The 23,603-nt window shown below is 68.1% G+C and carries 23 protein-coding genes and 1 pseudogene; 14 read left to right on the plus strand and 10 right to left on the minus strand.

All coding sequences use genetic code 11. The features are described 5' to 3' along the window. Window positions 1–72: 72 nt before the first annotated feature. The gene (locus tag SMN802W_RS18550) at window positions 73–222 is read left to right on the plus strand and encodes a hypothetical protein (protein ID WP_193378568.1); all 150 of its coding nucleotides are present in this window, start codon (window positions 73–75) and stop codon (window positions 220–222) included. 16 nt (window positions 223–238) lie between these two features. Here SMN802W_RS18550 and SMN802W_RS0104070 read toward each other — a convergent pair whose 3' ends face one another. Further along, the gene (locus SMN802W_RS0104070; protein ID WP_019515614.1) at window positions 239–2,038 is read right to left on the minus strand and encodes an aminopeptidase P family protein; all 1,800 of its coding nucleotides are present in this window, start codon (window positions 2,036–2,038) and stop codon (window positions 239–241) included. A 183-nt stretch (window positions 2,039–2,221) separates the two neighbouring features. Here SMN802W_RS0104070 and SMN802W_RS0104075 point away from each other — a divergent pair, with 183 nt between their 5' ends. From SMN802W_RS0104075 to ppc, 3 genes and pseudogenes are all read left to right on the plus strand, one after another. Further along, a complete protein-coding gene (locus tag SMN802W_RS0104075; protein ID WP_019515615.1) occupies window positions 2,222–2,788 on the plus strand; it encodes an HNH endonuclease in 567 nt (188 codons plus the stop codon). 41 nt (window positions 2,789–2,829) lie between these two features. After that, complete coding sequence (locus tag SMN802W_RS16370) at window positions 2,830–3,264, plus strand: hypothetical protein (protein ID WP_162139992.1); 435 nt, start codon at window positions 2,830–2,832, stop codon at window positions 3,262–3,264. Between the two features lie 67 nt (window positions 3,265–3,331). Continuing rightward, a pseudogene (ppc, locus tag SMN802W_RS16375) lies at window positions 3,332–6,012 on the plus strand (phosphoenolpyruvate carboxylase). 81 nt (window positions 6,013–6,093) lie between these two features. Here ppc and SMN802W_RS18805 read toward each other — a convergent pair. Both SMN802W_RS18805 and pepN read right to left on the minus strand, forming a co-directional pair. Further along, complete coding sequence (locus SMN802W_RS18805) at window positions 6,094–6,219, minus strand: hypothetical protein (protein ID WP_274543654.1); 126 nt, start codon at window positions 6,217–6,219, stop codon at window positions 6,094–6,096. A 115-nt stretch (window positions 6,220–6,334) separates the two neighbouring features. Next, window positions 6,335–8,944: an aminopeptidase N gene (gene pepN / locus SMN802W_RS0104095; protein WP_026325725.1), complete on the minus strand. Its 2,610-nt coding sequence runs from the start codon at window positions 8,942–8,944 to the stop codon at window positions 6,335–6,337. 124 nt (window positions 8,945–9,068) lie between these two features. Between pepN and SMN802W_RS0104100 the strand changes: the two genes are divergently transcribed. Further along, a complete protein-coding gene (locus SMN802W_RS0104100; RefSeq protein WP_156818756.1) occupies window positions 9,069–10,637 on the plus strand; it encodes a M28 family peptidase in 1,569 nt (522 codons plus the stop codon). After that, a complete protein-coding gene (locus SMN802W_RS0104105; protein ID WP_019515620.1) occupies window positions 10,637–11,452 on the plus strand; it encodes a hypothetical protein in 816 nt (271 codons plus the stop codon). The genes SMN802W_RS0104100 and SMN802W_RS0104105 overlap by 1 nt, the downstream gene beginning before the upstream one ends. Here SMN802W_RS0104105 and SMN802W_RS0104110 read toward each other — a convergent pair. The 3 genes from SMN802W_RS0104110 to SMN802W_RS0104120 form a co-directional block, all read right to left on the minus strand. Then, the gene (locus SMN802W_RS0104110) at window positions 11,362–12,285 is read right to left on the minus strand and encodes a DMT family transporter (protein WP_026325726.1); all 924 of its coding nucleotides are present in this window, start codon (window positions 12,283–12,285) and stop codon (window positions 11,362–11,364) included. The two genes, SMN802W_RS0104105 and SMN802W_RS0104110, sit on opposite strands and share 91 nt — an antisense overlap. 51 nt (window positions 12,286–12,336) lie before the next feature. Next, entirely contained in the window at window positions 12,337–12,573 is a 237-nt protein-coding gene (locus SMN802W_RS0104115) for a hypothetical protein (protein ID WP_019515623.1), read from the minus strand. A 205-nt stretch (window positions 12,574–12,778) separates the two neighbouring features. Further along, entirely contained in the window at window positions 12,779–13,087 is a 309-nt protein-coding gene (locus SMN802W_RS0104120) for a hypothetical protein (protein ID WP_156818719.1), read from the minus strand. A 196-nt stretch (window positions 13,088–13,283) separates the two neighbouring features. On the opposite strand from SMN802W_RS0104120, the gene SMN802W_RS0104125 reads away from it, so the two are divergent. Next, entirely contained in the window at window positions 13,284–13,739 is a 456-nt protein-coding gene (locus tag SMN802W_RS0104125; protein ID WP_019515625.1) for a glycine zipper 2TM domain-containing protein, read from the plus strand. 37 nt (window positions 13,740–13,776) lie between these two features. Here the strand turns inward: SMN802W_RS0104125 and SMN802W_RS0104130 are convergent, their stop codons facing one another. The 3 genes from SMN802W_RS0104130 to SMN802W_RS0104140 all read right to left on the minus strand — a co-directional run bounded on the left by SMN802W_RS0104130 (window position 13,777) and on the right by SMN802W_RS0104140 (window position 18,348). Further along, window positions 13,777–14,778: a threonine aldolase family protein gene (locus tag SMN802W_RS0104130; protein ID WP_026325727.1), complete on the minus strand. Its 1,002-nt coding sequence runs from the start codon at window positions 14,776–14,778 to the stop codon at window positions 13,777–13,779. Window positions 14,779–14,824: 46 nt separating this feature from the next. After that, on the minus strand, window positions 14,825–15,886 hold the full coding sequence (locus SMN802W_RS0104135; RefSeq protein ID WP_019515627.1) for a sodium:calcium antiporter: 1,062 nt from the start codon (window positions 15,884–15,886) through the stop codon (window positions 14,825–14,827). 320 nt (window positions 15,887–16,206) lie between these two features. After that, on the minus strand, window positions 16,207–18,348 hold the full coding sequence (locus SMN802W_RS0104140; RefSeq protein WP_019515628.1) for a transglycosylase domain-containing protein: 2,142 nt from the start codon (window positions 18,346–18,348) through the stop codon (window positions 16,207–16,209). Window positions 18,349–18,458: 110 nt separating this feature from the next. Between SMN802W_RS0104140 and SMN802W_RS0104145 the strand changes: the two genes are divergently transcribed. Together SMN802W_RS0104145 and SMN802W_RS0104150 are read left to right on the plus strand one after the other, a co-directional pair. Beyond that, window positions 18,459–18,926, plus strand: coding sequence for a YaiI/YqxD family protein (locus tag SMN802W_RS0104145; protein WP_019515629.1), 468 nt, complete (start codon window positions 18,459–18,461; stop codon window positions 18,924–18,926). Window positions 18,927–18,971: 45 nt separating this feature from the next. Next, window positions 18,972–19,850, plus strand: coding sequence for an aldolase/citrate lyase family protein (locus SMN802W_RS0104150; RefSeq protein WP_019515630.1), 879 nt, complete (start codon window positions 18,972–18,974; stop codon window positions 19,848–19,850). Here the strand turns inward: SMN802W_RS0104150 and SMN802W_RS16380 are convergent. Then, window positions 19,835–20,320, minus strand: a complete 486-nt coding sequence (locus SMN802W_RS16380) for a hypothetical protein (protein ID WP_019515631.1) — start codon at window positions 20,318–20,320, stop codon at window positions 19,835–19,837. The two genes, SMN802W_RS0104150 and SMN802W_RS16380, sit on opposite strands and share 16 nt — an antisense overlap. A gap of 140 nt (window positions 20,321–20,460) precedes the next feature. Here SMN802W_RS16380 and rpiB point away from each other — a divergent pair, with 140 nt between their 5' ends. The 5 genes from rpiB to SMN802W_RS0104180 are packed head-to-tail and all read left to right on the plus strand — an operon-like array spanning window position 20,461 to window position 23,595. After that, the gene (gene rpiB / locus SMN802W_RS0104160; protein ID WP_019515632.1) at window positions 20,461–20,895 is read left to right on the plus strand and encodes a ribose 5-phosphate isomerase B; all 435 of its coding nucleotides are present in this window, start codon (window positions 20,461–20,463) and stop codon (window positions 20,893–20,895) included. Continuing rightward, window positions 20,892–22,217, plus strand: coding sequence for a serine hydroxymethyltransferase (gene glyA / locus SMN802W_RS0104165; RefSeq protein ID WP_019515633.1), 1,326 nt, complete (start codon window positions 20,892–20,894; stop codon window positions 22,215–22,217). The genes rpiB and glyA overlap by 4 nt, the downstream gene beginning before the upstream one ends. 5 nt (window positions 22,218–22,222) lie before the next feature. Then, window positions 22,223–22,396, plus strand: a complete 174-nt coding sequence (locus SMN802W_RS18555; protein WP_019515634.1) for a hypothetical protein — start codon at window positions 22,223–22,225, stop codon at window positions 22,394–22,396. Further along, a complete protein-coding gene (gene nrdR / locus SMN802W_RS0104175; RefSeq protein ID WP_019515635.1) occupies window positions 22,397–22,858 on the plus strand; it encodes a transcriptional regulator NrdR in 462 nt (153 codons plus the stop codon). Continuing rightward, window positions 22,855–23,595: an RNA methyltransferase gene (locus SMN802W_RS0104180; RefSeq protein WP_019515636.1), complete on the plus strand. Its 741-nt coding sequence runs from the start codon at window positions 22,855–22,857 to the stop codon at window positions 23,593–23,595. The genes nrdR and SMN802W_RS0104180 overlap by 4 nt, the downstream gene beginning before the upstream one ends. Window positions 23,596–23,603: the final 8 nt, after the last annotated feature.

The raw sequence follows: 23,603 nt of genomic DNA on the forward strand, positions 1-23,603 counted from the left end.
AAGAGCGGTTTGGCCCATGATTGTCAAGGCGTGATCGCCGCATTAGCACAAATCCATGACCCGGCCGACTTCATGACGAAACCCGACGACCGCGCCGCCCGACTGGCGGAACAACTGCGCGCCAACCTGCACCGCCGCAAGGCGCAAGCGCGCGCCGGGCGGGAGGAGGCAGACGCGCAGACGGACACGGCGCAGGACAAGCCGCGCCGCACGCCCGAATAGCGGTGGCGCCTCCGCGTCAGGCCGCGATCGGTGCGCATTTCTCCACCAGCCAGGCACGATCATCCGCCGGCAGGACGGGACCGAGCGTTTCGACCACCCGAGCGTGATAGGCGTCGAGCCAGGCGCGCTCTTCGCGCGACAACAGGTCGGCGTCGATCAGGTCGCGCTCGATCGGTGCGAGCGTCAGCGTCTCGAACGCCAGCATCGTGGCCTCGCCGCCGGGCAGATCGCGCTCCACCACCAGCAGCAGGTTCTCGATACGGATGCCGTACTCGCCCGCCTTGTAGTAGCCTGGCTCGTTGGACAGGATCATGCCGGCGCGAAGCGGCTCCTGCGGCCCGCCGCCGGGATAGCTCGGCTTGGCGATCCGGGCCGGGCCTTCGTGCACCGCGAGGAAGCTGCCGACGCCGTGGCCGGTGCCGTGCGCGAAATCCAGCCCCGCAGCCCAGAGCGGCAAGCGGGCGAGCGCATCAAGCTGCTGCCCGCTGGTGCCGGGCGGGAAGGTCGCGGTAGCGAGCGCGATATGGCCCTTCAGCACGCGGGTGTAACGATCGCGCATCTCCGCAGTCGGCGTGCCGACAGGCACGACGCGGGTCACATCGGTGGTACCGTCGAGATACTGTCCGCCTGAATCGATCAGGTAAAGCTGACACAGCTCGATCGCGCGGTTGGACTTCTCCGTCACGTGATAGTGCGGCAGTGCGCCATTCGGGCCGGTCGCGGAGATCGCGTCGAACGACAGGTCGCGCAAGCATCCCGTTTCCTCGCGGAAGCGCCGGAGCTGCGCGGCGGCGGAGAGTTCGGTCTGGTCACCCCCCGGTGCCTCGGCAGCGATCCAGCGCAGGAACCGCGTCAGCGCCGCGCCGTCGCGGATGCTGGCGGCGCGGTGGCCTGCGATCTCGGCTGCGTTCTTGGTTGCCTTCGGGATGATCGTCGGGTCGCGAAGCGCGAGCGCGGTGCCGCCGCCCGCCTCGACCGCATCGAAGATCGCCGCGACGGCGAGTGCCGGATCGATCGCGACGCGCTTGCCCGCGAAGCGGCCGAGCGCCGGGGCGAACTCGGCACGATCGTGAACGCGCACTGCATTGCCCAGATGCTGGTGCACCGCGTCGGTCATCTTCTCCGGCGCGACGAACAGGTCGGCGGTGCCGTCCGCGCCGACGATCGTATAGGCGAGCGCGACGGGCGTACGCGAGACATCCTCGCCGCGGATGTTGAGCAGCCAGGCGGTCGAATCGAGCGCAGGGATCACCGCCGCATCGGCCCCTACCTCGCCAAGCCAGTCGGCGACGCGCGCGCGCTTCGCGGCCGAGCTTTCGCCCGAATCTGCGTCGCTGTGGACCGTCAACGGTGCCAGCGACGGGGCAGGGCGATCGTGCCACACCGCGTCGATCGGATTGGCGTCGACCGCGACGAGCTGCGCACCCTTTGCCGCCAGCGCCGTGCGGGTCTGCTCGACCCAGGCGCGGGTGTGAAGCCACGGATCGTAGCCGACGCGCGCGCCTTCGCTCGCGTTCGCCGCCAGCCAGTCGGCGACATTGTTCTCCGGCACCGCGACATAGTCCCAATCGCCCGCCGACACCTGCTCGCGCACTTGGATCGTATAGCGCCCGTCGGTGAAGATCGCAGCCACGCCCGGCAGCACCGCCGCGATGCCCGCCGATCCGCCGAACCCGGTCAGCCAGCCGAGCCGCTGCGCGTAGCCGCCGACATATTCGCTCATATATTCGTCGGTCAGCGGCACGACGAAGCCGTCGAGGTGCTGGCGGGCGAGCTCGTCGCGCAGGGCGCGGAGACGGTCGGAATGGGTCGACATGGATATTGTCCGGTTCTGGCGGGTTGATGCGGTACCATGTGCCAGACCAGACCGCGTCGCGCCAACCCGGCTGCGCCCAATGGTGGGAAGCCGCCGGGGTTGACCGGGCGAAAGCGCCTCTGTCATCATGGCGTCATCCCCGCTCGGCACAGCGGGCACGAGCGATGACTAGGGGGATCTGACGTGTTCCATCCCGATCTGATGCGCCATCCGGACTCCTGTCCGACGCTGGTGCTGAACGCCGACTACACGCCGCTGTCCTATTATCCCCTGAGCATCTGGCCGTGGCAGACCGCGATCAAGGCGGTGTTCCTCGACCGCGTCGACATCGTCGCGCATTACGAACGCGAGGTGCACAGCCCCAACCACACGATCAAGCTGCCGTCGGTCATCGCCTTGAAGCAGTTCGTGCGGCCGTCGCAATTTCCCGCCTTCACGCGGTTCAACCTGTTCCTGCGCGACAAGTTCGAGTGCCAATATTGCGGTCACGGGCGTGACCTGACGTTCGACCACGTGATCCCGCGGGCGCAGGGCGGACGCACGACGTGGGAGAACGTCGTCACCGCCTGTAGCCCGTGTAATCTGAAAAAGGGCGGGCGCACGCCGAAACAGGCGCACATGCCACTGTTCCTCGAACCGATCCGCCCGACCAGCTGGCAGCTGCAGGAGCACGGCCGGCGCTTTCCGCCCAATTATCTGCACGCGACATGGCGCGATTGGCTGTACTGGGACGTTGAACTCGAAGCCTGACGCCCGTTGGTCGCAGGTCTGGGTCGATCAAAGGGGTCATGATGCGGTTGTTGCTGGTTGGCGGGTGCGCGCTCGCGCTGATGGGCTGTTCGGGCAAGTCGGCGGACGAGAAGGCGATGCAGAATGCCGAACTGGCGAACTATACGCCGCCTTTCGTCATGTCGCGGCTCGACTTCGGCGGCGTGATCGAGCGGCGCTTCCGCCGGCTCGACGCCAACAATGACGACAAGCTGGAGCCGAGCGAGATTGCGCCGCGTCGCCGCGACTTCGTCATGCAGTTCGACACGAACAAGGACGGCGTCATCAGCACCGATGAGTGGAGCCGCGGGATGCTCGCCTGGTTCGACCGGCAGGACCTGAACCATGACGGCACCTTGACCAGCGACGAGCGCGAGCGTGCGCGCGAGTTGCACGACGCCGATCTGCCGACACCCGACGACGAGCCGGCGAACAACACCGCAGCCGCCGCGCGCTGAAGTCGGGTTCGGCGGATCAGATCGATCGGCGGTTGACCGCGCCGGTGGTGCGACGCAGCATGGCGGCATGACCCTGCCTCCGATCACCAACAACCCCGACGTGCGTTATCTCGGCCGCGTGCTGGGCGACGTTATCCGCGCCTACGGAGGCGACAAACTCTATGAGCGGACCGAGGCGATCCGCTCCGCCTCGGTCGAGCGGCATCGCAGCGGCGACGCGTCGCCCGACGCCGAACTCGGCGCGCTCGACCTCGACGAGACGCTCGATTTCGTCCGCGGCTTCATGCTGTTCTCGATGCTTGCCAACCTGGCCGAGGATCGGCAGGGGTTCGCCGCCGAGAAGGGCGCGGACATGGCCGCCGCGCTGGAGCGGCTGGCGGGCGAGGGGATCGGCCGCGATGCGGTGATCGCGCTGCTCGACCACGCGCTCGTCGCACCCGTGCTGACCGCGCACCCGACCGAGGTCCGGCGCAAGAGCATGATCGACCACCGCAACCGCATCGCGCAGCTGATGGCGATGCGCGACCGCGGCGTCGAGGTGACACCCGAGGGCGATCTGGTCGACGAGGCGATCGTGCGGCAGGTAGCGCTGCTGTGGCAGACCCGCGTGCTCAGGCGCGAGCGGCTGTATGTGGTCGACGAGGTCGAGACCGCGCTCAGCTACCTGCGTGACGTGTTCCTGCCGGTCATCCCCGCGCTCTACCAGCGCTGGGATCGCGCACTCGGGCAACGCGTTCCGTCGTTTCTGCGGCCCGGCAGCTGGATCGGCGGCGACCGCGACGGCAACCCGTTCGTGACCGCAGACTCGCTTCGGACCGCGCTCGCACGCGCGTCGGAGGCGGTGCTCGGCTTCTACCTCGAACAGCTGCACGCGATGGGGCAGGAGCTGTCGATCTCGACCAACCACGCCGCGGTCGACGGCGAGGTCGCGCGACTGGCCGAGGCAAGCGGCGACGTGGCCGAGAGCCGTAGTGACGAGCCGTACCGCCGCGCATTGTCGGGCATCTATGCGCGTACCGCAGCAACCTTTGCCAAGCTGGTGGGAAAACCCGCTCCCAGGCCCGGCGCGCTCAAGGGCGAGCCTTACGCCGACCCTGCCGGCTTGCGCGCCGATCTGGTCGCGATCGCCCGGCCGCTGGCGCAGGGCGGCGACGGACTGCTCGGCAGCGGCGGTGCGATCGGGCGGCTGATCCGCGCGGTCGACGTGTTTGGCTTCCACCTCGCCACGCTCGACCTGCGGCAGAACAGCGCGGTGCACGAGCGCGTCGTGGGCGAGATGCTGCGTGTTGCGGGCGTGTGCGACGACTATGCGGCGCTCGGCGAGGACGAGCGCGTCGCGCTGCTCCGGCGCGAACTCGCCAGCCCGCGCCCGCTCACCTCACGCTTCGCCGACTATTCGGAGGAGACCGCGGGCGAACTGGCGATCGTCCAGGCAGCGGCTGACGCGCACCGCGCCTACGGCCCGGCGTGTCTGCGCCAGTACATCGTGTCGATGTGCACGTCGGTCAGCGACCTGCTCGAGGTGCACCTGCTACTGAAGGAGGTCGGGCTCTACCGGCCGGGCGCGCCTGCAAGCGCCGACGTGATGGCGGTGCCCTTGTTCGAGACGATCGACGATTTGGAAGCCGCGCCCGGCGTGATGACGGACTGGTTCGCGACTCCAGAGGTCGCCGCGATCGCCTCAAGCCGTGGTCATCAGGAAGTGATGATCGGCTATTCCGACAGCAACAAGGACGGCGGTTACCTGACCTCGACGTGGCAGTTGTCGAAGGCGTCAACCGCGCTGCGCCCGGTGTTCGAGGCGGCAGGCGTGGGGATGCAGCTGTTCCACGGTCGCGGCGGCGCGGTCGGGCGCGGCGGCGGTTCCTCCTTCGCCGCGATCCGCGCACAGCCGCCCGGCACCGTACAGGGGCGCATCCGCATCACCGAACAAGGAGAGGTGATCGCAGGCAAGTACGGCACGCGCGAGAGCGCGATGACCAATCTTGAGGCGATGGCCTCGGCGACGCTGCTCACCAGTCTCGAACCCGCGCCGCTATCGAACAGCGAGAACGAGGCGTTCGGCGCGGCGATGGACCGCATCTCCGACGCGGCCTTCCGCGCCTATCGCGGGCTGGTGTACGAAAATAATTTCGGAGGAGGGGGGGCTTCCGCACCTTCTTCCGCCAGATGACGCCGATCGCGGAGATCGCAGGATTGAAGATCGGCAGCCGCCCGGCGAGCCGCAAGAAATCCGACGCGATCGAGGATCTGCGCGCGATCCCCTGGGTGTTCAGCTGGGCGCAGGCGCGCGTCATGCTGCCGGGCTGGTACGGCGTCGGGCAGGCGCTCGCCGGCTTTGAGGACCGCGCGCTGCTGAAGGAGATGACGGAAGCGTGGCCGCTGTTCGGCGCCACGCTCGCCAATATGGAGATGGTGCTGGCGAAATCCGACATGGCGCTTGCAGCCCGCTATGCCGAGCTGGTCGAGGACGCAGGTCTGCGGGAACGCGTGTTCGGCCGCATCCGTGACGACTGGCATCTGACCCGCGACCAGTTGATCGAGGTGACCAGCCAGACGCGCTTGCTCGAAAAGCATCCCGCGCTCGACGCTTCGATCCGGCTGCGTCTGCCTTATATCGAGCCGCTCAATCTGCTGCAGATCGAACTCATCAAGCGCAATCGCGCCGGTGAGGAGGATGCGCGCGTACGCGAGGGCATCTTGCTGTCGATCAACGCGATCGCGACCGCGCTGCGCAATTCGGGGTGACGTTGGCGTGCCTTCGCGTCAGCCCGAGATGACGTGATCGGCTCAGGCCCGTGAGGTCACGAACTCAATTGTTCGCTGACTTTACGCCAGACCCAGGCCTAGCGCCAGCGCGGCGCCGATGCCCAGCGTGCAGGCGGACAGCAGCAACGTCGCGCCGAACTCCAGCTCGCTCCAGGCGCGACACACCCGGTGGTCCCAGTGTTCCATCATCCTTCTCCTGGCGTGATCCCGTCGTCGGTGATCGTCGCCAGCGCAGAAGGTTCTCCAATCGTCCACGCAGGTCAAGACAGCCTCACTGCCCTTGCCGTACGTGGGGCTATCACTATTCAAGGCTCTTTGACGCCTGCTCGAACAGGTCCTTCGACAGGCCGGGATGCGCGACGATGCGTTCGAGCTCGGCGCGCATCAGTGCGGCACGGGTCGGATCGAAACGGCGCCAGCGGCCGAGCGGCGGCAGCAGCTTCGCCGCGGTCTGCGGATTGAGCGCGTCGAGCGCGATCAACTGATCGGCGAGCCAGCGATAGCCCGCGCCGCCCTCTGCATGGAACGCGCGCTGGTTGACGCCGAACGCGCCGATCAGCGAGCGCGCGCGGTTCGGGTTGGCAAGCGAGAAATCGGGATGGTTCGCAAGCTCGGCGACCAGTTTCGGCGTGTCGTCGGCGGAGGACAGCGCCTGCGTCTGAAACCATTTGTCGAGCACCAGCGAATTGCCCTGATAGCGCTGGTAGAAGCTGCCGAGCGCGGCGTCGCGCTCCTCCGAATGCGTGCCGACCAGCGTGGTGAGTGCGCCCTGACGGTCGGTCATGTTGTCGGCGCTCGTGAACTGCGCGTAGGCGAGTTTCGCCGCGTCGTCCGCGCCGGAGGCCGCGATATAGCCGAGGGCGACGTTGCGTAGCCGCCGCCGGCCCTTGTCCTCGGGCGTGTAGGCGTAGGCGCGACCGCTGCCCGCCTCGTACGCGGCACGCCAGCGCGGCTCCAGTTCGCGCCCGAGATCGCGGCGCAGCGCCTCGCGCGCAGCATGGATCGCGTCCGGGTCGACCGTCGACATCTGGTCGCCGACGAAGCTTTCCGACGGCAGCAGCACGGCTTCGGCGACGAAGGCCGGGTCGAGCTCGGCATTGTCGAGCGTGTCGGCAACCGCCGCGATCACCGCGGCATGATCCGCATGTCCCTCGATCGTCGCCGCGACCAGCGTGTCGAGCATCAACTGCTGCATCGCCTCGTAGCGCGCGAACGGATCGTCGTCGTGGCGGGCGAGAAAGGCGAGGTCGGCGGCAGTGCGATCGCTGTCGATCACGACCGGCGCGGAGAAGCCGCGGTTGAGCGATACGATCGGGCGCTCGGCTACGCCCTCGAACGTCACGCTCGCGCTCGCGTCCGACAGGATGACGAGCTGCTCGTCGGTCAGCGGTACACCCGTTTCGGCACCGAACAGGCGCAGCTTGAGCGGCAACACCTGCGGTTGCTTGTTCGACTGTCCCGGCGTGTCAGGCACCTTTTGCGCGAGGTTGAGCGTCGCGCGGCCTGAGCCGGCCTCATGCTCCAGCGACACCGACACGCGCGGAGTACCCGCCTGCGAATACCACAGGCGAAACTGCGACAGGTCGACCCCGCCCGCTTCCTCCATGCAGGCGACATAATCCTCGCACGTCGCGGCGGTGCCGTCGAAGCGATCGAAGTAGAGGTCGGTGGCGGCGCGGAAGCGCTCGGGGCCCAGGATCGTCGCCATCATGCGGATCAGCTCCGCACCCTTGTTGTAGATCGTGGCGGTGTAGAAGTTCGAGATCTCGAGGTAGCGTTCGGGGCGGACGGGATGCGCGAGCGGGCTGGCGTCCTCCGGGAACTGTCCCGCGCGCAAACCCCGTACGTCCTCGATCCGCTTCACCGCGGCCGAGCCCTGGTCGGCGGAAAAGCCCTGGTCGCGGTAGACGGTGAAGCCTTCCTTCAGGCTCAGCTGGAACCAATCGCGGCAGGTGATGCGGTTACCTGACCAATTGTGGAAATACTCGTGCGCGACGACTGCCGCGATGGCGTCATAATCGTAGTCGGTCGCGGTGTCGGGATCGGCGAGGATGTAGCGGCTATTGAAGATGTTCAGCCCCTTGTTCTCCATTGCACCAAAGTTGAAATCGTCGACCGCGACGATGTTGAACACGTCGAGATCATATTCGCGGCCGTAGACGCGCTCGTCCCACACCATCGACAGCTTCAATGCGTGGAGCGCGTGGTCGGTCTTCGCCAGATCGGCCTCGCGCACCCAGATGCCGAGTTCGACCGTGCGGCCCGAGCGCGTGGTGAAGCTACCGCGATTGACCGCCAGGTCGCCCGCGACCAGGGCAAACAGATACGACGGTTTCGGATAGGGATCGTGCCACTCGGCCCAGTGCGTGCCGTCGTCATTGTCGCCCTGCGCCACCGGATCGCCGTTGGCGAGCAGCACGGGAAAACGTGCCTTGTCCGCCGTCATCCTGACCGAATAGGTCGACAGCACGTCGGGGCGGTCGGGGAAATAGGTGATGCGCCGGAAGCCTTCCGCCTCGCATTGCGTGCACAGGTTCCCGCCCGACGCGTACAGCCCCATTAGCTGCGTGTTGCGCTCGGGCGCGATCTCGACCTCGGTCTCGACCGTGTGCGCGTCGTTGGGAAGCGGCAGCACCAGCTGCTCGCCCTCGACGCGCCAGTCATTGACCGCGACGCCGTCCACCTTGACCGATACGATCCGCTGGCCTGCGCCATCGAGCCGGAGCGGAAGGTCGTGTGCGCCGGATCGCTCGACCGACAGGCGTGCGCGCACCCGCGTCATGGCGGGATCGAGCGCGAAGTCGAGCGCAGTCGTTGGCACCGTCCAGGCGGGCGCGGTATAATCCTCGCGCCGGATCACCGCCGGCGCGGCGGGTGCGGGGGTCAGGGCGGCGTGCGTGGCGTCGAGCATGACGGTTCCTATCATCGGCGAACGCCAAGGTTCCATAGCCAAGGTGTCGGATCGGTAGGGTTGCGCACGATCGGCCTGCCGCCTAGCCGTCGACATCATGAAAAGAGCGAACATCGTGAAGCGTATGCCGGCCGTTGCATCACTGGTCGTGCTGCTCAGCGCGACTGAGCCACCCGCACCGCGTGCCGCAGAGGAAGCCGCGATCCGCGCGCACGTCGCCTATCTCGCCTCCGATGCGCTTGCCGGGCGCGAGGCAGGCAGCGCGGGGTTCGATACCGCCGCCGCCTATGTTGCGCAGCAATTCGCCGCCGCCCGATTGAAGCCGGGGGCGGACGGCGCGTATCTGCAACGCGTTCCGTTGGTGAGATACCAGATCGCGGGCCATGCCGCTGCGTCGATCAACGGTACAGCACTGACACCGGGTGGGGACTTCACTGCGACCGCGAATCCGCAGGCGGCGCGGACCGACATGTCGGCGCGCGTCGTCTTCGTCGGGCAGGGCGTCTCCGCCCCCACGCGCGGCCACGACGATTATGCGCAGGTCGACGCGCGCGGCGCGATCGTCGCGCTGGTCGGCGGCGCGCCCGACGATTTGCAGAGCGAGGAGCACGCTTACTTCGCCAGCATCCGTACCAAGCTGCAGGCGGCCGCCGCGCATGGTGCGATCGGCGCAGTGCTGCTGACCGGCGCCAAAAAGGCGCGACCGGTGCGCGCGGGCGGGGTGCAATATGGCTGGGCGACGCCCGAGGGCACCGCCTTTGCACCCGGCGTGCCGCTGCTGGCGAGCTTCACCGACGCCGGCGCGAACAAGCTGTTCGCGGGCGCGGGCACGACCTGGGACCAAGCGCGCGCGGAGGTGAACGGCAAGCAGGCGTTCCCGCCCGCCGCTCTCAAGATTACGCTGCGCATCCAGAGCGCGACGCAGTTCACGCCCGTAGCCTCCTCCAACGTCGTCGGCGTTCTGCCCGGCACCGATCCGTCGCGATCGAACGAGGTGGTCGTGCTCTCCGCGCACCTCGACCATATCGGCATCAGCAAGAAGCCGAATGCGAAGGGCGACGCGATCAACAACGGCGCGCTCGACGACGCGATCGGCATCGCCAGCCTGATCGAGGAAGCGCGCCGCTTCCAGCGCGCTGGCGCGGGCAAACGGACGATCGTGTTCCTGGCGGTGACGGCCGAGGAGAAGGGGCTGGTCGGCAGCGATTATTTCGTGCGGCATCGGCCCAAGGGGCTGAAGAACATCGTCGCCGACGTGAACCTGGACATGCCGGTGCTGACCTATGCGTTCAGCGACGTGGTCGCGTTCGGCGGCGACCGCTCGACGCTCGGCCCCGTGATCGCGCGCGCGGCGAAAGGGGCAGGCGTCGTCACCTCGCCCGATCCGATTCCCGAGCAGACGATCTTCACGCGGTCGGACCATTTCCGCTTCGTCGAGGCGGGCGTGCCGTCCGTCTTCCTGTGGCCTGGGCTGAAGGCCGAGGGGGCGCGCGCCGCGTTCGAGGATTTCATGAAGAACCGCTACCACCAGCCGGGCGACGAGATCGACGCCGGCATCCTGTGGGATCAGGCGGTGCGCTTCGTCGACATCAACTACGCGATCGCGCGCGACATCGCCGATGCGCCGGCCAAACCGGTGTGGAACAAGGGCGATTATTTCGGCACCGCGTTCAAGGGGCCGATGGCGAACTGATGTTCGTCTTTGGCCTGGGCTATGCCGCACGGGCGATCGTCGCGGCGGCGGGCGCCGCCGTGGTCGGCACCACGCGCGATGGCCGCGACGGCACGATCCGCTACGACGACGCCGTCGCGGTGCGATCGGCATTGGCGGCAAGCGAGCGCGTGCTGGTGTCGATCCCGCCCGACGCGCAGGGCGATCCGGTGCTGCGCGATTATGCCGAACAGCTGTCGGGCAAATGGGTCGGCTATCTCTCCTCCACCGGCGTCTACGGCGACGCGGGTGGCGGCTGGGTCGACGAAAGCGCTCCCGCCGACCGCGGACGCCGCCCATTGCGCAACGCCGCCGACGCCGCCTGGCTCGCGCACGGCGCGCACGTGTTCCGCCTGCCCGGCATCTACGGTCCCGGCCGCTCCGCACTCGACCGCGTGGCGGCAGGCGAGGCACACCGCACCGGCATCAGCGATCAGGTGTTCAGCCGCGTCCACGTCGACGACATCGCGGCAGGCGTCGTCGCCGCGTTCGCTGCGCCGCCAAGTGCGTACAATCTGGCGGACGACGAACCCGCCAGCCAGGACGCGGTGGTCGAGTACGCTGCCGCGCTACTCGGCCTAGCGCCGCCGCCGTTCGCGTCGCTCGATGCGCTGTCACCGATGGCGCGCGGCTTTTATGCCGAGAACCGGCGTGTCGCGAACGGCAAGGCGAAGCGCGTGCTCGGCTGGCGTCCGCGCTACCCGACCTATCGGTTCGGCCTGCGCGCGGTCAGCGCGATGACCAGCCCGACGCCCGCCAGCACGCCGCCCGCCGCCGACAGCAGCGACCAGCGGTAACCTTCGAACACTGTCGACAGCAGCATCGCGATCACCGGCACGATCACGCTGTTGTACGCCGCCTTGGCCGGGCCGATCGTGCGGATGATGCGGAAATAAAGCGTGAAGGCGAGCGCTGAGGCGGCGAGCCCGAGGTAGAGCACGCCCGCGATGTAAGCAGGCCGCGGATCGAACACCGGCGCACCGACCGTCGCCAGCGCGTAGGCCGCATCCATGCCCGCACCCAGCAGCATCGCGAACGCCAGCGTCGGGATCATCGGGTAGCGCGCGGCGGTCTTGGTCGCCTGCATGACGTTCGCGACCGAGGCGGACAGGATCGCGCACCCTGTCAGCGCGATCCCGATCAACGCTTCGCGCGGACCGTTTGGGTCGCTGCGCGCCTCCTGAATGAACAGCAGCGCGACGCCTGCCATCGCGACCGCGGACCCGGCGAGCAGCTGCCGCCCCATCCGCTGCCCGAGGAAGACGCGCGCGAAAACCGCGTTCGGGACCAGCAGCAACGCGAACACGACTGAGACGAGGCCCGAGGTGATGTGCTGCTCGGCACGGTAGACGAAGTTGAAGTTGCACACGAACTGCGCCAGCCCCAGCACGCCCGCAAACAGCCAGCCGGTGCGATCCAGCGCGAACCGCTCACGCTTCCACACCGCCACGCCGGTTAGCGTCGCGCCCGCAACCGCAAAGCGATAGGCGACCGACCAGCTCGGCGGCACCGCCGCTCCGGCGAGTTGATCGCGAATGACGATCCAGGTCGATCCCCAGATCAGCAGCACGATCGTGAATGGGATCAGCACGCTGGCGCGGGTCGACTGCGGGGGCGGAGCGGCGGACATGGCTCAGCCGCTTATCAGATCATCCGCGCGCCGCTACCCGCACGATCGCGCTCAGGCGCTCCGCGGCGGAAAGGCGCGCTTCCACCACCCCCGGCCGAAGCGATGCCAAAGCCACACGAGCAGCAACACGACCGCGAGCGGCGGTCCGGCCCAGGCAAGCAGCGTCAGGAGCGACGCGAGTGTCCAGGTAAGCGATGCATAGCCCGCCTGCGCCGCCTCGGTCAGCCGGGCGGCGAGGCCGACCCCGCTGCCGGCTGCATAGGTGAAGAGGATCGGTGTCGTCGCCACTCGCTCACGTGCGGCCGCCGCCGCGGCCTTGGCGGCGCGTTCGGCCTATTCGGCGCTCGGCGCAGCCGCGTCGGTCGCCACGTCGTCATCCATCGCCGGCACCATGGCGTTTGGATCGGATCGAAGCGCGATTGCCGGGTCGGTGCCGATGATCTCTGCGCCGATCAGCGCGCCCCCCGACAGACTCCACCGCCTTGACGCCGCGTCAGCCGAAGCCGCGTGCAGCGGGTGCCGCTACCGCAACGTCGAGCGAGGCGGCGACGCTCCCCGCTCCGTCGAGGCGATACGTCATGCCGGTGATGCGGCAGCGTGCCGGTGTCAGCTGCTCGCACGCTTCCGCCTGCGCCTCCTGCGCGTCGGCGATCCCCACGGAAGGAAGACGGAAGTCGTAGCGATAGGCGAAGGCGACACCCTTCGCCCGCGTCGCTGCCTCGCCCGGACCATCGTTGTCCGGTGCTTTGCTGCACCCTGCCATCACAACGCAGGCAGTCACCCCCATGACAAGCCAACGCATCACTTCCCCCCGGCTTTGATGCTTTATCGTGGCGTAGCCCTCAGACAGGCGCAACTCACCAGGTGCGCAATCATGTACAATCCGGGAATACTGAACCGCCGATAACGGACGCATTCAGCCTCCGCTCAACGCAGGGCGTGCATTCATCCACCATCGACGCCGCACCCTTGCCGCGCCGGAACAGTGGAGCAGGCCGATGTTGAAGACGCTTTCGATCGCCGCCGGGACGCTGGCGATGGCCGTTACCTCGTTCACCCCGATCGCGGCGCAGGCGCAGGGTTATTATCGCGGCTATGACGATCGCGGCTACAGCCGGGCGGATAACGACGATCGCTATCGCGACCATGAGCGCGCCTACGCCGACGCCGATCGTGACGGCTGGAACCAGGGGCCGCAATATTACGAGACCGATGCCCCGCGTCGCTATCGCTCGCGTACCTACCGCGATGCGCGAGACTATCGTTACACCGATCGCGGCTGCCAGAACGGCACTACGGGTACGATCGTCGGTGCGATCGCAGGCGGCCTGCTCGGTCGCGTGATCGATCGTCGCGGCGACCGCACGCTCGGCACCGTGCTGGGCGCCGGCGGCGGCGCGCTGGCGGGCAATGCGGTCGAGCGGTCGAACAATCCGGCTTACTGCCGCCGCTAGGAAGAACGCGGGGAGGGCGGTGAGCGCCCTCCCGACGTCAGAGCGCGGCGATCGCCTCGGCGAGCGGACGGATGTCGTCGGCGCGCTGGTCCCATGACACGACCAGCCGCGCCTCGCCCGCACCCCAGTCGTAGAAGTCGAACCCCTTGGCGCGCAAGGACGCCGCCTCCTCGGCAGTGACGCGCAGGAACACCTCATTGCCGTCCGCCGGGTGGATCAGCCGATCACCCGCCGCCGCCGCGATCAGCTGCGCGCCCGCGTTGCTCGCGCGCGCGCAATCGAGCCACAGGTCGTTGTCGAGCATCGCCAGGATTTGCGCCGCGAGGTAACGGCCCTTCGACAGCAGCAGCCCAGCACGTTTGCGGCGGAACACCGTCGCATCGGCGAGGTCGGGCCGGAAGAAGACGAGCGCTTCCGCGTTCATGCCGCCGTTCTTGACGAAGCCGAACGACAGCACGTCGACCCCGCCGCGCCACGTGAGGTCAGCCGGGCTCGCGCCGGTCGCGACCACCGCATTGGCGAAGCGCGCGCCGTCCATGTGGAAGTGCAAGCCCCGCGCACGCGCGACCGCGCCGATCGCCGCGACTTCGTCGGCCGAATAGGCGAGCCCGTACTCGGTCTGGTTGGTGATCGAAATCGCGCTCGGCACCTGCTGGTGGATGTCGTAACGCTGGACGTTCAGCACCGCCTCCACCGTCTCCGGTGTCACCTTTGCGCCGTCGCCGTCCGCCAGCAGCAGCTTGGCGCCATGAGTGTAGAATTCGGGCGCGCCGCATTCGTCGTTCTGGATGTGCGCGTCGCGGTGGCACACGACCGATCCGTGCGGCGGGCAGAGTGCGGCGAGCGCGAGGCAGTTCGCCGCCGTGCCGCTCGGCACCCAGAAGGCGCGCACTTCGGTCTCGAACGTCTCCGACAGCCGCGCGTCGAGCTGTTTCGACCAGCGGTCGCCATCGTACGCCGTGTCGAGTGTGTCGACTTCGCTGAGTGCGCGCATGACGGACGGGTGGACAGGGGCGGCGTTGTCGGAGAAGAAGCGCATGTTCAGCGCCTTGGGTCGCGCGACCGCCTCCGTCAATGTCCTTGCGTCAACCCTGCGCTGCGATCGCGAACAGCCCGGCGACGCCGATCGCGTAGAGGACGAGCACCGCCAGCGAGTCGATCCCGACACGCCAGAACAACCGCTTGGGACGAAAGATCAGCCCGGCGGCATAGACGCAGGTCAGCAGCACGCCGAGGCCAGCGAGATAGATGTCGCTCGCCTGTGCCGACGGTAGCACCGCCTGCCCGGACACGACCACGGCGAGCAGGAACAACACCGGCAGGAACGCATTGCCGCCGAAGATGTCGCTGATTGCGAGCTGGTAATCCTTCATACGCACCGAGGTGATGCCGGTCGACAGCTCGGGTAGCGAGGTCGCGGCGGCGAGCACCGTCGCGCCGAACAGCACGCCCGACAGCCCGATCTGGTCGGCAATCGCGTCGCCGCTGCGTTCCAGCAGCACGCCCGCGATGAGCGTGGCGAGCGCGGCCAAGCCGAACACCCAGAACACGCGCGCGCTGTCCCCCGCTGCCTTGTCCTTCTTCCCCTGCGAATGGCCCTTCGGCTCTTCCTGCGTGTCGGGGGCGTCGCCGGCATTGTCGTGCCACGGCAGGCTGCGGCTGGCACGGCTCGACAGCCAGATGCCGACCAGCCAGAGCGCGGCGATCGCGAGCGCGCCCGGCGTCACGCGGAACGCGATCAGGCTATCCGGCAATTGCGTCGCCATGATCGCGACGATCAGGACCGCGACCACCAGCACCGCCTCGATCACCAGGCTCAGGCTCGCGGCGCGGTAGGTGAGCGGCATCCGCTCCTTCATCGCCATGTCCATGAAGACGAGCACCACCGTCTGGATTGCGATCCCGCCCAGGATGTTGCCGACCGCGACACCGATGTTGCCGCTCGCCGCGGCGCTGACGGTGATCGCGATCTCGGGCAGGTTGGTGGCGACCGCGAGCACGACGATCCCGCCCAGCGCCTTGCCGAGGTGCAGCCGCGCCGAGAGCACGTCGGTCGTATCGGCGAGCTTGACCCCCGCGAACCAGATCACACCCGCGCTGGCGGCGAAGACCAGCAGGAGCAGCGGAAGCGAGAGTTGCGCGAACATCGATGCCCCTTGGTCGGCCGCAATTGCGCGGCGAGGAAGCGTAACGTGTGGATGCGGCTAGAGGTTCGTCGGCGCGACGAGGGTGTCTGCCTGTCATCACCCCGGCCGTGATCCGCGGTTTCACCTGTTGGTACGGAACGCCTCGAAAACGCGGATGCGGGCCGGCATGGCGGGCCAAGGATTGCGGGTGACCGACTGAACCGCGTCCTGCTTCATCCAACGGCATCGCGACGCTGGATCACGGTCGGGGTGACGAGCGGGTGGTCGCCGTCGATGGATCAGAGGTGCGCGACGCGATCATGCGCGCGTCGCTGCGCCAGCTACTCCTCGCCGCCGTCGCCGTCGTCGGGCGCGCGGCGTTCCTCGCGCGGTGGCGGAGGGGGGCCGCGATCACGCGGGCCGACGATCAGCGAACCGTCACCCGACTGACGGATGTCGACGCCCAGATCGCGCAACCGGTCGGCGGTCTGGTCGACCGCGCCGTCGATCAGGTCGCCGACCGGATCGCCGTTGCCGATGACCGCCTCAGGGTCGACCGCATTTTCTTCGACGACGACAGGCTTCACCACCGGCTGGATGTTGAGCGCCGATTGCATGAAGTTGCGCCAGATCTGCGCTGGGATGCCGCCGCCGTGCAGTCCCGGGTTGGGCGTATTGTCGTCGTTGCCGACCCACACGCCGACGACCAGATCGCCCGCGAAGCCGATGAACCACGCATCGCGTCCCGATTGCGACGTGCCGGTCTTGCCGTAACCCGGCACCGACAGCGCCGCCTGCCGCCCGGTTCCGCGGATCGAGGACGACAGCAGCGATAGCATCGCCGCGCGCTGGTCCTCGGGGATCGTCTTCTGCCCACCGGTCAGAGACTCGAACCAGCCCTTGTTGCCCGCTGTCTCACGCAGCCCGTGCGCCTCTACCGGATAGCGCCCGTTCGCAATCGCGGCATAGGCGGCGGTAAGTTCGAGCAGCGACACCTCAGAGGTGCCGAGCCCGATCGTCGCCTCGTTCGCGATCGGCGTCGAGATACCCAGATCGCGCGCCGCCTTGATGACGTTGCGCACGCCGACCTGTTGCGTCAGCCGCGCCGCCGCGACGTTCGAGGATCGTGCAAAGGCGCGCGCGAGCGTTATCTCGCCCAGATAGCGGCCATCGTCGTTCTTCGGCTTCCATCCCGCGATCTCGACCGGCTCGTCGAGCACGGTGGAGGCCGGCGTCATCCCGGCGCGGATCGCGGCGAGGTAGACGAACAGCTTGAAGGTCGAACCCGGCTGCCGCTTTGCCTGCGTCGCGCGGTTGAACGGCGAGTCGGCGTAGCTCTTGCCCCCGACCATCGCGACCACCTCACCGTTCGGGCGCATCGCGACCAGCGCGGCCTGCGCCTTCTTCAGCCCCGCCTGGCGGATCACGCGCTCGGCGGTCGCCTGCAGCTTGCGGTCGAGCGTCGTCTTGACCTTGGTCTCGTCACGGATCTCGCCGGCCTGGTCGCGCGCGCTCGGCAGCACCCAGTCGGCGAAGTACGTACCGGTCGGCACCGCCTGCGGCGCGGCGGCAAGCACGCGCTGCGGCTGCACGGCTTGCGCCTCGCGGTGCGTCAGGAAGCCCGCATCCTCCATTGCGCCGATCACCACCGCCTGTCGCTTGCGCGCGCCAGCCAGGTTGCCGGTGGGCGCGAGCCGCGACGGCGCCTTGACGAGGCCTGCGAGCATCGCGGCCTGTCCGACGTTCAGGTTCTGCGGTTTGCGCCCGAAATAATGCTGTGACGCGGCGGTCAGCCCGTAGACGTTGTCGCCGAAATAGACGTTCGACAGATAACGCGACAGGATCTCGTTCTTCGACAGCCATGCCTCAAGCCAGAAGGCAATCGCGACCTCGCGGATCTTGCGTGCGGCGGTGCGGTCTGAATCGAGGAAGGCGTTCTTCGCCAACTGCTGCGTGATCGTCGATCCGCCCTCGCGCACCCCGCCACCGCGCATGTTGTGCCACGCCGCGCGCGCGATTCCGCGCGGATCGATCCCCCAATGCGAGAAGAAGCGCCGGTCCTCGATCGCGACGAACGCCTCGCGCACGTGCGGCGGCAGCGTGGACGCGTCTACGGGCGCGCCGATGATCGCGCCGCGCCGGGCGATCGGCACGCCGCTGGCGTCGGTCAGCGTGATCGACGGCGGCGTCGGCGGCTTCAATGACTGCGACAAGGGCGCAGTGACCGCGAGCCAGATCACCGCCAGGATGAACAGCACGATGCCGGCCGCGGTGCCGCGGACCAGCCACTTGCCCCAGCGGATGCGGCGACGGCGCGGCGGCTCGTCGCCACCACCAAAGCCGGAACCTTTCGCGGGCTCGCTTTGCCACGCATCGAATGACGGCAGCGGTTGGCCAGGGGGTGGGGCGGGGCGCCAGGGATCGCGCGGCGGGTCGGCCGGCGCGTGATTGTACCGGACGCGGCCTGAGTCGTATGGGTCCATGTCTTGGTCCGGTGACTTACAACGATATGACAGTGGCCGCAACCCGCGGCACGAGGAAGGCATGATAGCGTGATGCGGATGGTAGCGGAAGCGACGCGGGCGACCCTTACGTGAGCCCAGTCACAATCCCGGTCACGATCCTGGTCGACGCCGACGCCTGCCCGGTGAAGGAGGAGATCTACCGCGTCGCCTATCGCACCGGCGCGCACGTGGTCGTCGTCAGCAACCAGTGGCTGCGCGTGCCGCAGCATCCACAGGTCCGCCGCGTCGTCGTGGATGACGGGTTCGACGCCGCCGACGACTGGATCGCCGAGGCGGCCGACGCGCGCAGCGTGGTGGTGACGAGCGACATCCTGCTCGCCGACCGCTGCATCAAGAAAGGCGCGGTCGTGCTGGCGCCGACCGGCCGCCCGTTCACCGCCGCCTCAATCGGCGGCGCGATCGCAACGCGTGCGATCATGGCCGACCTGCGCGCGGGAGGCGATCAGATCGGCGGGCCTGCGCCGTTCTCGGCCGCCGACCGCTCGCGCTTTCTGAACGCGCTCGACGCACTGCTGGTGAAACTGGCACGTGGTTGAGCGACCGATAGGATGTTGTCCGATCCCGTTCGATCAAGCAGAGACATGGTGATGCCCGACCACGCCAGTTCTGTCCGACCGCGGCGCAGTGCGCTCTACATGCCCGCGTCGAACCCGCGCGCGATCGCCAAGGCGCGTGAGTTGGCGTGCGACGTCGTCATCCTCGACTTGGAGGATGCGGTCGCGCCCGAGCAGAAGGTCGCCGCACGCTTGGCGGCAGTCGAGGCGGTGCGCGCCGGTGGTTTCGGATACCGCGATTTGGTGGTGCGCGCCAATGCACTAGACACCAAGTGGGGTGTGGACGATCTCGCCGCCTTGCGTGAATGCGAGGTTGAAGCGGTGCTGCTGCCGAAGGTGTCGCACGCCGACACGCTGCGTACGGCGCGAGACGCGATCGGCGAAGGGCCTGCATTGTGGGCGATGATCGAGACCGCGCGCGGCGTCGTGAACCTGCCCGCCATCGTTGACGCGGCGACGGAGGTCGGGCTCACCGCCCTAGTGGTCGGTACCAACGACCTCGCCAAGGAACTGCGTTGCCGTCCCGGTCGCGACCGCGCGCCGCTGTTATCGGTCCTGACGCAGATCGTGCTGGCGGCACGGATGACCGGGCTGGTCGCGCTAGACGGCGTCATCAACGTGCTAGACGACGAGGAGGCCATCGCCGCCGAGTGTGCGCAGGGGCTGGAATGGGGCTTCGACGGCAAGACGCTGATCCACCCGGCCCAGATCGCGCCTGCCAATCGCGTCTTCACGCCTGCGGCCGAGGACGTGGCGTGGGCGGAGAAGATCACCGCCGCCTTCGCAGCCCCCGAACATGCCGTGCAGGGCGCGATCCGGGTCGATGGCAAGATGGTCGAACGGCTGCATCTCGACGAAGCGCGACGCACGCTCGCGCTTCATGAGGCAATTCAGGCGCGGCAGTAACCCTCGCCCGACTTCACGGTCAGGCAGTTCTTCTTGCCCGCGAGCCACTTCAACCCGGTGGCGTCACCGTCACTCGGACGCAGCAGCAACGTCTCGCCACCCCGCGTGAAGCGCAAGCCCTCCGGCGTGACCGTCGCCGGATAGGTGCCCTTGTTGTCGAGATCGTATTGCATCTCCAGCGATGCGGTGTTCGCACCCGTAGACGTCACGTTCAGATAGGTCCCCTCGACGCCGATCCAGCGCCCGGCCCACTTCTTTACATCGACACCTGCGGTGGTCGGCACCGGGCTGGCCGATGCAGCCGCTGTCGGTGTCGCCGTCGTCACGCCAGTTGCCGGGGTGGCGATGTTGTCGGCGGCCGGCTCGGTCGAACCCGCGCTTGTCATGCTGTTGGTGCTCGTCGATGGCGGCGTGCCGTTGCAGGCGGCGAGCAACAGGACGGCGGCGGCGAGGGGCATGACCTGTTTCATGACCGTTCCAAACACGCACGCTACCGTTCGTGTTCCAAGTCGTGTGCTCGGGCACGAGTGTTGCGGGTAGCGCGCACGCGCCGACCTCGCTAAGGGGCGACGCATCCCGATCCATCGACCACGAAGGCGTTCGAACCACCTTGCGCATCGTTATCGCATCCGATCACGCGGCCGTCGCGATGAAGGCCGATCTTGTCCAATGGCTGGGTGAGCAAGGACATGACGTGCTCGACCTCGGCACCCACGGCGACGCCAGCGTCGACTACCCCGATTACGGCTACGCGCTGGCCGAGGCGCTGGCGGACGGGCGCGCCGAACGCGGCATCGCGCTGTGCGGATCGGGCATCGGCATCATGATCGCGGCCAATCGCAACCCGGCGGTACGCTGCGCGCTTGTCGCCGAACCGCTGTCGGCGGGCCTTGCGCGCAGCCACAACGACGCCAACGCGATCGCCATGGGCGCGCGGCTGATCGGGCCGGAGATGACGCGCGCCTGCGTGTCCGCGTTCCTGTCCACCGATTTCCTCGGCGGCCGCCACTGCGCGCGCGTCGACAAGCTGAAGGACCCCGCATGAGCAGCAATCCGCAGATCGCCAACGACGTGCAGCCCAACTACGAACGGGAAAGCGGCTTCTTCACGCGCAGCCTCGCCGACGCCGACGCCGCGGTGTTCGCGGGCATCGAGCACGAGCTGACGCGCGAGCAGACGCAGATCGAGCTGATCGCGAGCGAGAACATCGTGTCGCGCGCGGTGCTGGAGGCGCAGGGCTCGGTCTTCACCAACAAGTACGCCGAGGGCTATCCGGGCAAGCGCTATTACCAGGGTTGCGCGCCGTCAGACGAGGTCGAGGTACTCGCGATCGAGCGCGCCAAGCAGTTGTTCGGCTGCGGTTACGCCAACGTGCAGCCGCACTCGGGCGCGCAGGCGAACGGCGCGGTGATGCTGGCGCTCGCCAAGCCCGGCGACACGATCATGGGCCTGAGCCTCGATGCGGGCGGGCACCTGACGCACGGCGCACGCGCGGCGATGAGCGGCAAGTGGTTCAACGCGGTTCAGTACGGCGTTACGCCCGACACGCACCTGATCGACTACGATCAAGTCGAGGCGCTCGCGCTTGAGCACAAACCCAAGGTGCTCATCACCGGCGGCTCGGCCTATCCGCGCCACATCGACTTTGCGCGCTTCCGCGCCATCGCGGACAAGGTCGGCGCGTTCTTCATGGTCGACATGGCGCATTTCGCAGGCTTGGTTGCGGGCGGCGTCCACCCGACGCCGTTCGGACACGCTCACGTCGTCACCACCACCACGCACAAGACACTGCGCGGACCGCGCGGCGGCATGGTGATGACCGATGACGAGGGCGTAGCGAAGAAGATTAATTCGGCGGTTTTCCCCGGCCTTCAGGGTGGTCCGCTGATGCACGTCGTCGCCGCCAAGGCGGTCGCGTTCGGCGAGGCGCTGCGCCCCGACTTCAAGGCGTACGCCGCCGCCGTGGTGGAGAATGCCAAGGTGCTCGCCGCGACGATGAAGGAGCGCGGTGCCGATCTCGTTTCGGGTGGGACCGACACGCATCTCGCACTCGTCGACCTCACCCCGCTCGGCGTCACGGGCCGCGACGCCGACGAGGCGCTGGAGCGCGCGGGCATCACCTGCAACAAGAACGGCATCCCCAACGATCCGCTGCCCCCGGTTAAGACCAGCGGCATCCGCGTCGGCTCGCCCGCCGGCACGACGCGCGGCTTCGGACCCGCCGAGTTCCGCGAGATCGGCAACATGGTCGCCGACGTGCTCGACGGCTTGGCAAAGAAGGGCGAGCATGGGGACCCCGAGGTCGAGGCAGACGTTCGTGGTCGCGTGCGCGACCTGTGCGCACGCTTCCCGATCTACGAAGGATAAGCGACGTGTCGAAGTTCGATGAAATCCAGACCGAAGTGAAGACGACCCCGGGCCTGGGCAAGAAGATGGCGAAGTATGGTGCAGTGGGCGCGATCGTCGCGATCCCGATCCCCTTCGTCGGCCCGATCTTCGGTGCGCTAGCGGGTGCCGCGGTCGCTTATGCGAAGCGCAAGGACTGAATGCGCTGTCCGTTCTGCGGCCATGAGGCCAGCCAGGTAAAGGACAGTCGCCCGACCGACGACGGCGCCGCGATCCGGCGCCGTCGCCAGTGTGAGGGATGTGCCGCGCGCTTCACTACCTTCGAGCGCATCCAGTTGCGCGACCTCGTGGTGGTGAAAAGCGAGCAACGTCGCGAGCCGTTCGACCGCGAGAAGCTGCTTCGCTCGGTCTCGATCGCCGCGCGCAAGCGCCCGATCGATGCGTTGGCGATCGAGAAGCTGGTCAGCGGCATCCAGCGTCAGCTCGAGACCACCGGCGATACCGAGGTCACCTCCAAGCAGATCGGCGAGATGGTGATGGAAGGGCTCAAGGGGCTCGACTCGGTCGCCTACATCCGCTTCGCCAGCGTCTACCGCGACTTCAGCGAGGCGCGCGATTTCGAGGAGTTCGCCGGCACCGTCGAGGAGGCCGCGCGGGGATGACTGAGACTGCTCCGACGATTCCGCCACCCGCCATCGTCCTCGTGCGCCCGCAACTGGGTGAGAACATCGGCAAGGCCGCACGCGCGATGCTCAACTTCGGGCTGACCGACCTGCGGCTCGTCGCGCCGCGCGACGGCTGGCCCAATCCCGCCGCCGGTCCTGCCGCCTCGGGTGCCGACGTGGTGCTCGAACGCGCGCGCGTGTTCGAGACGGTGGCGGACGCGGTCGCCGACTGCGCACACGTCTACGCCACCACCGTGCGCAAGCGAGGCGTGACCAAGCCGGTCGTCACGCCCGAGGTTGCCGCGCGCCAGGTCCACGCCGAACCGGGCGGGTCCGCGATCCTGTTCGGCCCCGAACGCTCGGGGCTGGAAACCGAAGATGTCGCGCTCGCGCGCACGATCGTGACGGTGCCGATCAACGCCGAGTTCGGTAGCCTCAACCTCGCGCAGGCGGTGATCCTCGTCGCCTACGAATGGTCGAAGCATGTCGCGCTGGCGAGCCCGCCGGAAGTCGCGTTTGATCCGCCTGCGCCACAAGGCGAACTCGACGGCATGATCGCGCAGCTCGACGACATGCTGGAAGCCGCCAACTTTTTCTTCCCACCCGCGCGTGTTCCGACGACCAAACGTACGATCCGCACGCTTCTGACAAAACCGGGTTGGACCAGCCAGGAGGTACGCACGCTGCGCGGTGTGCTGTCGGCGCTCGCCGGGAAGAAGGCAGCGCGCGGCTGAACTCGGGC

The sequence above is a fragment of the Sphingomonas sp. Mn802worker genome, from assembly GCF_000382485.1.
In the GTDB taxonomy this organism is placed as follows: Bacteria; Pseudomonadota; Alphaproteobacteria; order Sphingomonadales; family Sphingomonadaceae; genus Sphingomonas.

Coding starts and splice junctions, on each gene's coding strand:
- SMN802W_RS18550 (WP_193378568.1), top strand. CDS start 73: ATGACGAAACCCGACGACCGCGCCGCCCGACTGGCGGAACAACTGCGC.
- SMN802W_RS0104110 (WP_026325726.1), bottom strand. CDS start 12,285: ATGTCCGCCGCTCCGCCCCCGCAGTCGACCCGCGCCAGCGTGCTGATC.
- SMN802W_RS16370 (WP_162139992.1), top strand. CDS start 2,830: ATGCGGTTGTTGCTGGTTGGCGGGTGCGCGCTCGCGCTGATGGGCTGT.
- nrdR (WP_019515635.1), top strand. CDS start 22,397: ATGCGCTGTCCGTTCTGCGGCCATGAGGCCAGCCAGGTAAAGGACAGT.
- SMN802W_RS0104125 (WP_019515625.1), top strand. CDS start 13,284: ATGTTGAAGACGCTTTCGATCGCCGCCGGGACGCTGGCGATGGCCGTT.
- SMN802W_RS18805 (WP_274543654.1), bottom strand. CDS start 6,219: ATGGAACACTGGGACCACCGGGTGTGTCGCGCCTGGAGCGAGCTGGAG.
- SMN802W_RS0104135 (WP_019515627.1), bottom strand. CDS start 15,886: ATGTTCGCGCAACTCTCGCTTCCGCTGCTCCTGCTGGTCTTCGCCGCC.
- pepN (WP_026325725.1), bottom strand. CDS start 8,944: ATGCTCGACGCCACGCACGCCGCCCTGACCCCCGCACCCGCCGCGCCG.
- SMN802W_RS0104150 (WP_019515630.1), top strand. CDS start 18,972: ATGGTGATGCCCGACCACGCCAGTTCTGTCCGACCGCGGCGCAGTGCG.
- SMN802W_RS0104140 (WP_019515628.1), bottom strand. CDS start 18,348: ATGGACCCATACGACTCAGGCCGCGTCCGGTACAATCACGCGCCGGCC.
- SMN802W_RS16380 (WP_019515631.1), bottom strand. CDS start 20,320: ATGAAACAGGTCATGCCCCTCGCCGCCGCCGTCCTGTTGCTCGCCGCC.
- SMN802W_RS0104180 (WP_019515636.1), top strand. CDS start 22,855: ATGACTGAGACTGCTCCGACGATTCCGCCACCCGCCATCGTCCTCGTG.
- SMN802W_RS0104130 (WP_026325727.1), bottom strand. CDS start 14,778: ATGCGCTTCTTCTCCGACAACGCCGCCCCTGTCCACCCGTCCGTCATG.
- SMN802W_RS0104070 (WP_019515614.1), bottom strand. CDS start 2,038: ATGTCGACCCATTCCGACCGTCTCCGCGCCCTGCGCGACGAGCTCGCC.
- SMN802W_RS0104105 (WP_019515620.1), top strand. CDS start 10,637: ATGTTCGTCTTTGGCCTGGGCTATGCCGCACGGGCGATCGTCGCGGCG.
- SMN802W_RS0104120 (WP_156818719.1), bottom strand. CDS start 13,087: ATGCGTTGGCTTGTCATGGGGGTGACTGCCTGCGTTGTGATGGCAGGG.
- glyA (WP_019515633.1), top strand. CDS start 20,892: ATGAGCAGCAATCCGCAGATCGCCAACGACGTGCAGCCCAACTACGAA.
- SMN802W_RS0104100 (WP_156818756.1), top strand. CDS start 9,069: ATGCCGGCCGTTGCATCACTGGTCGTGCTGCTCAGCGCGACTGAGCCA.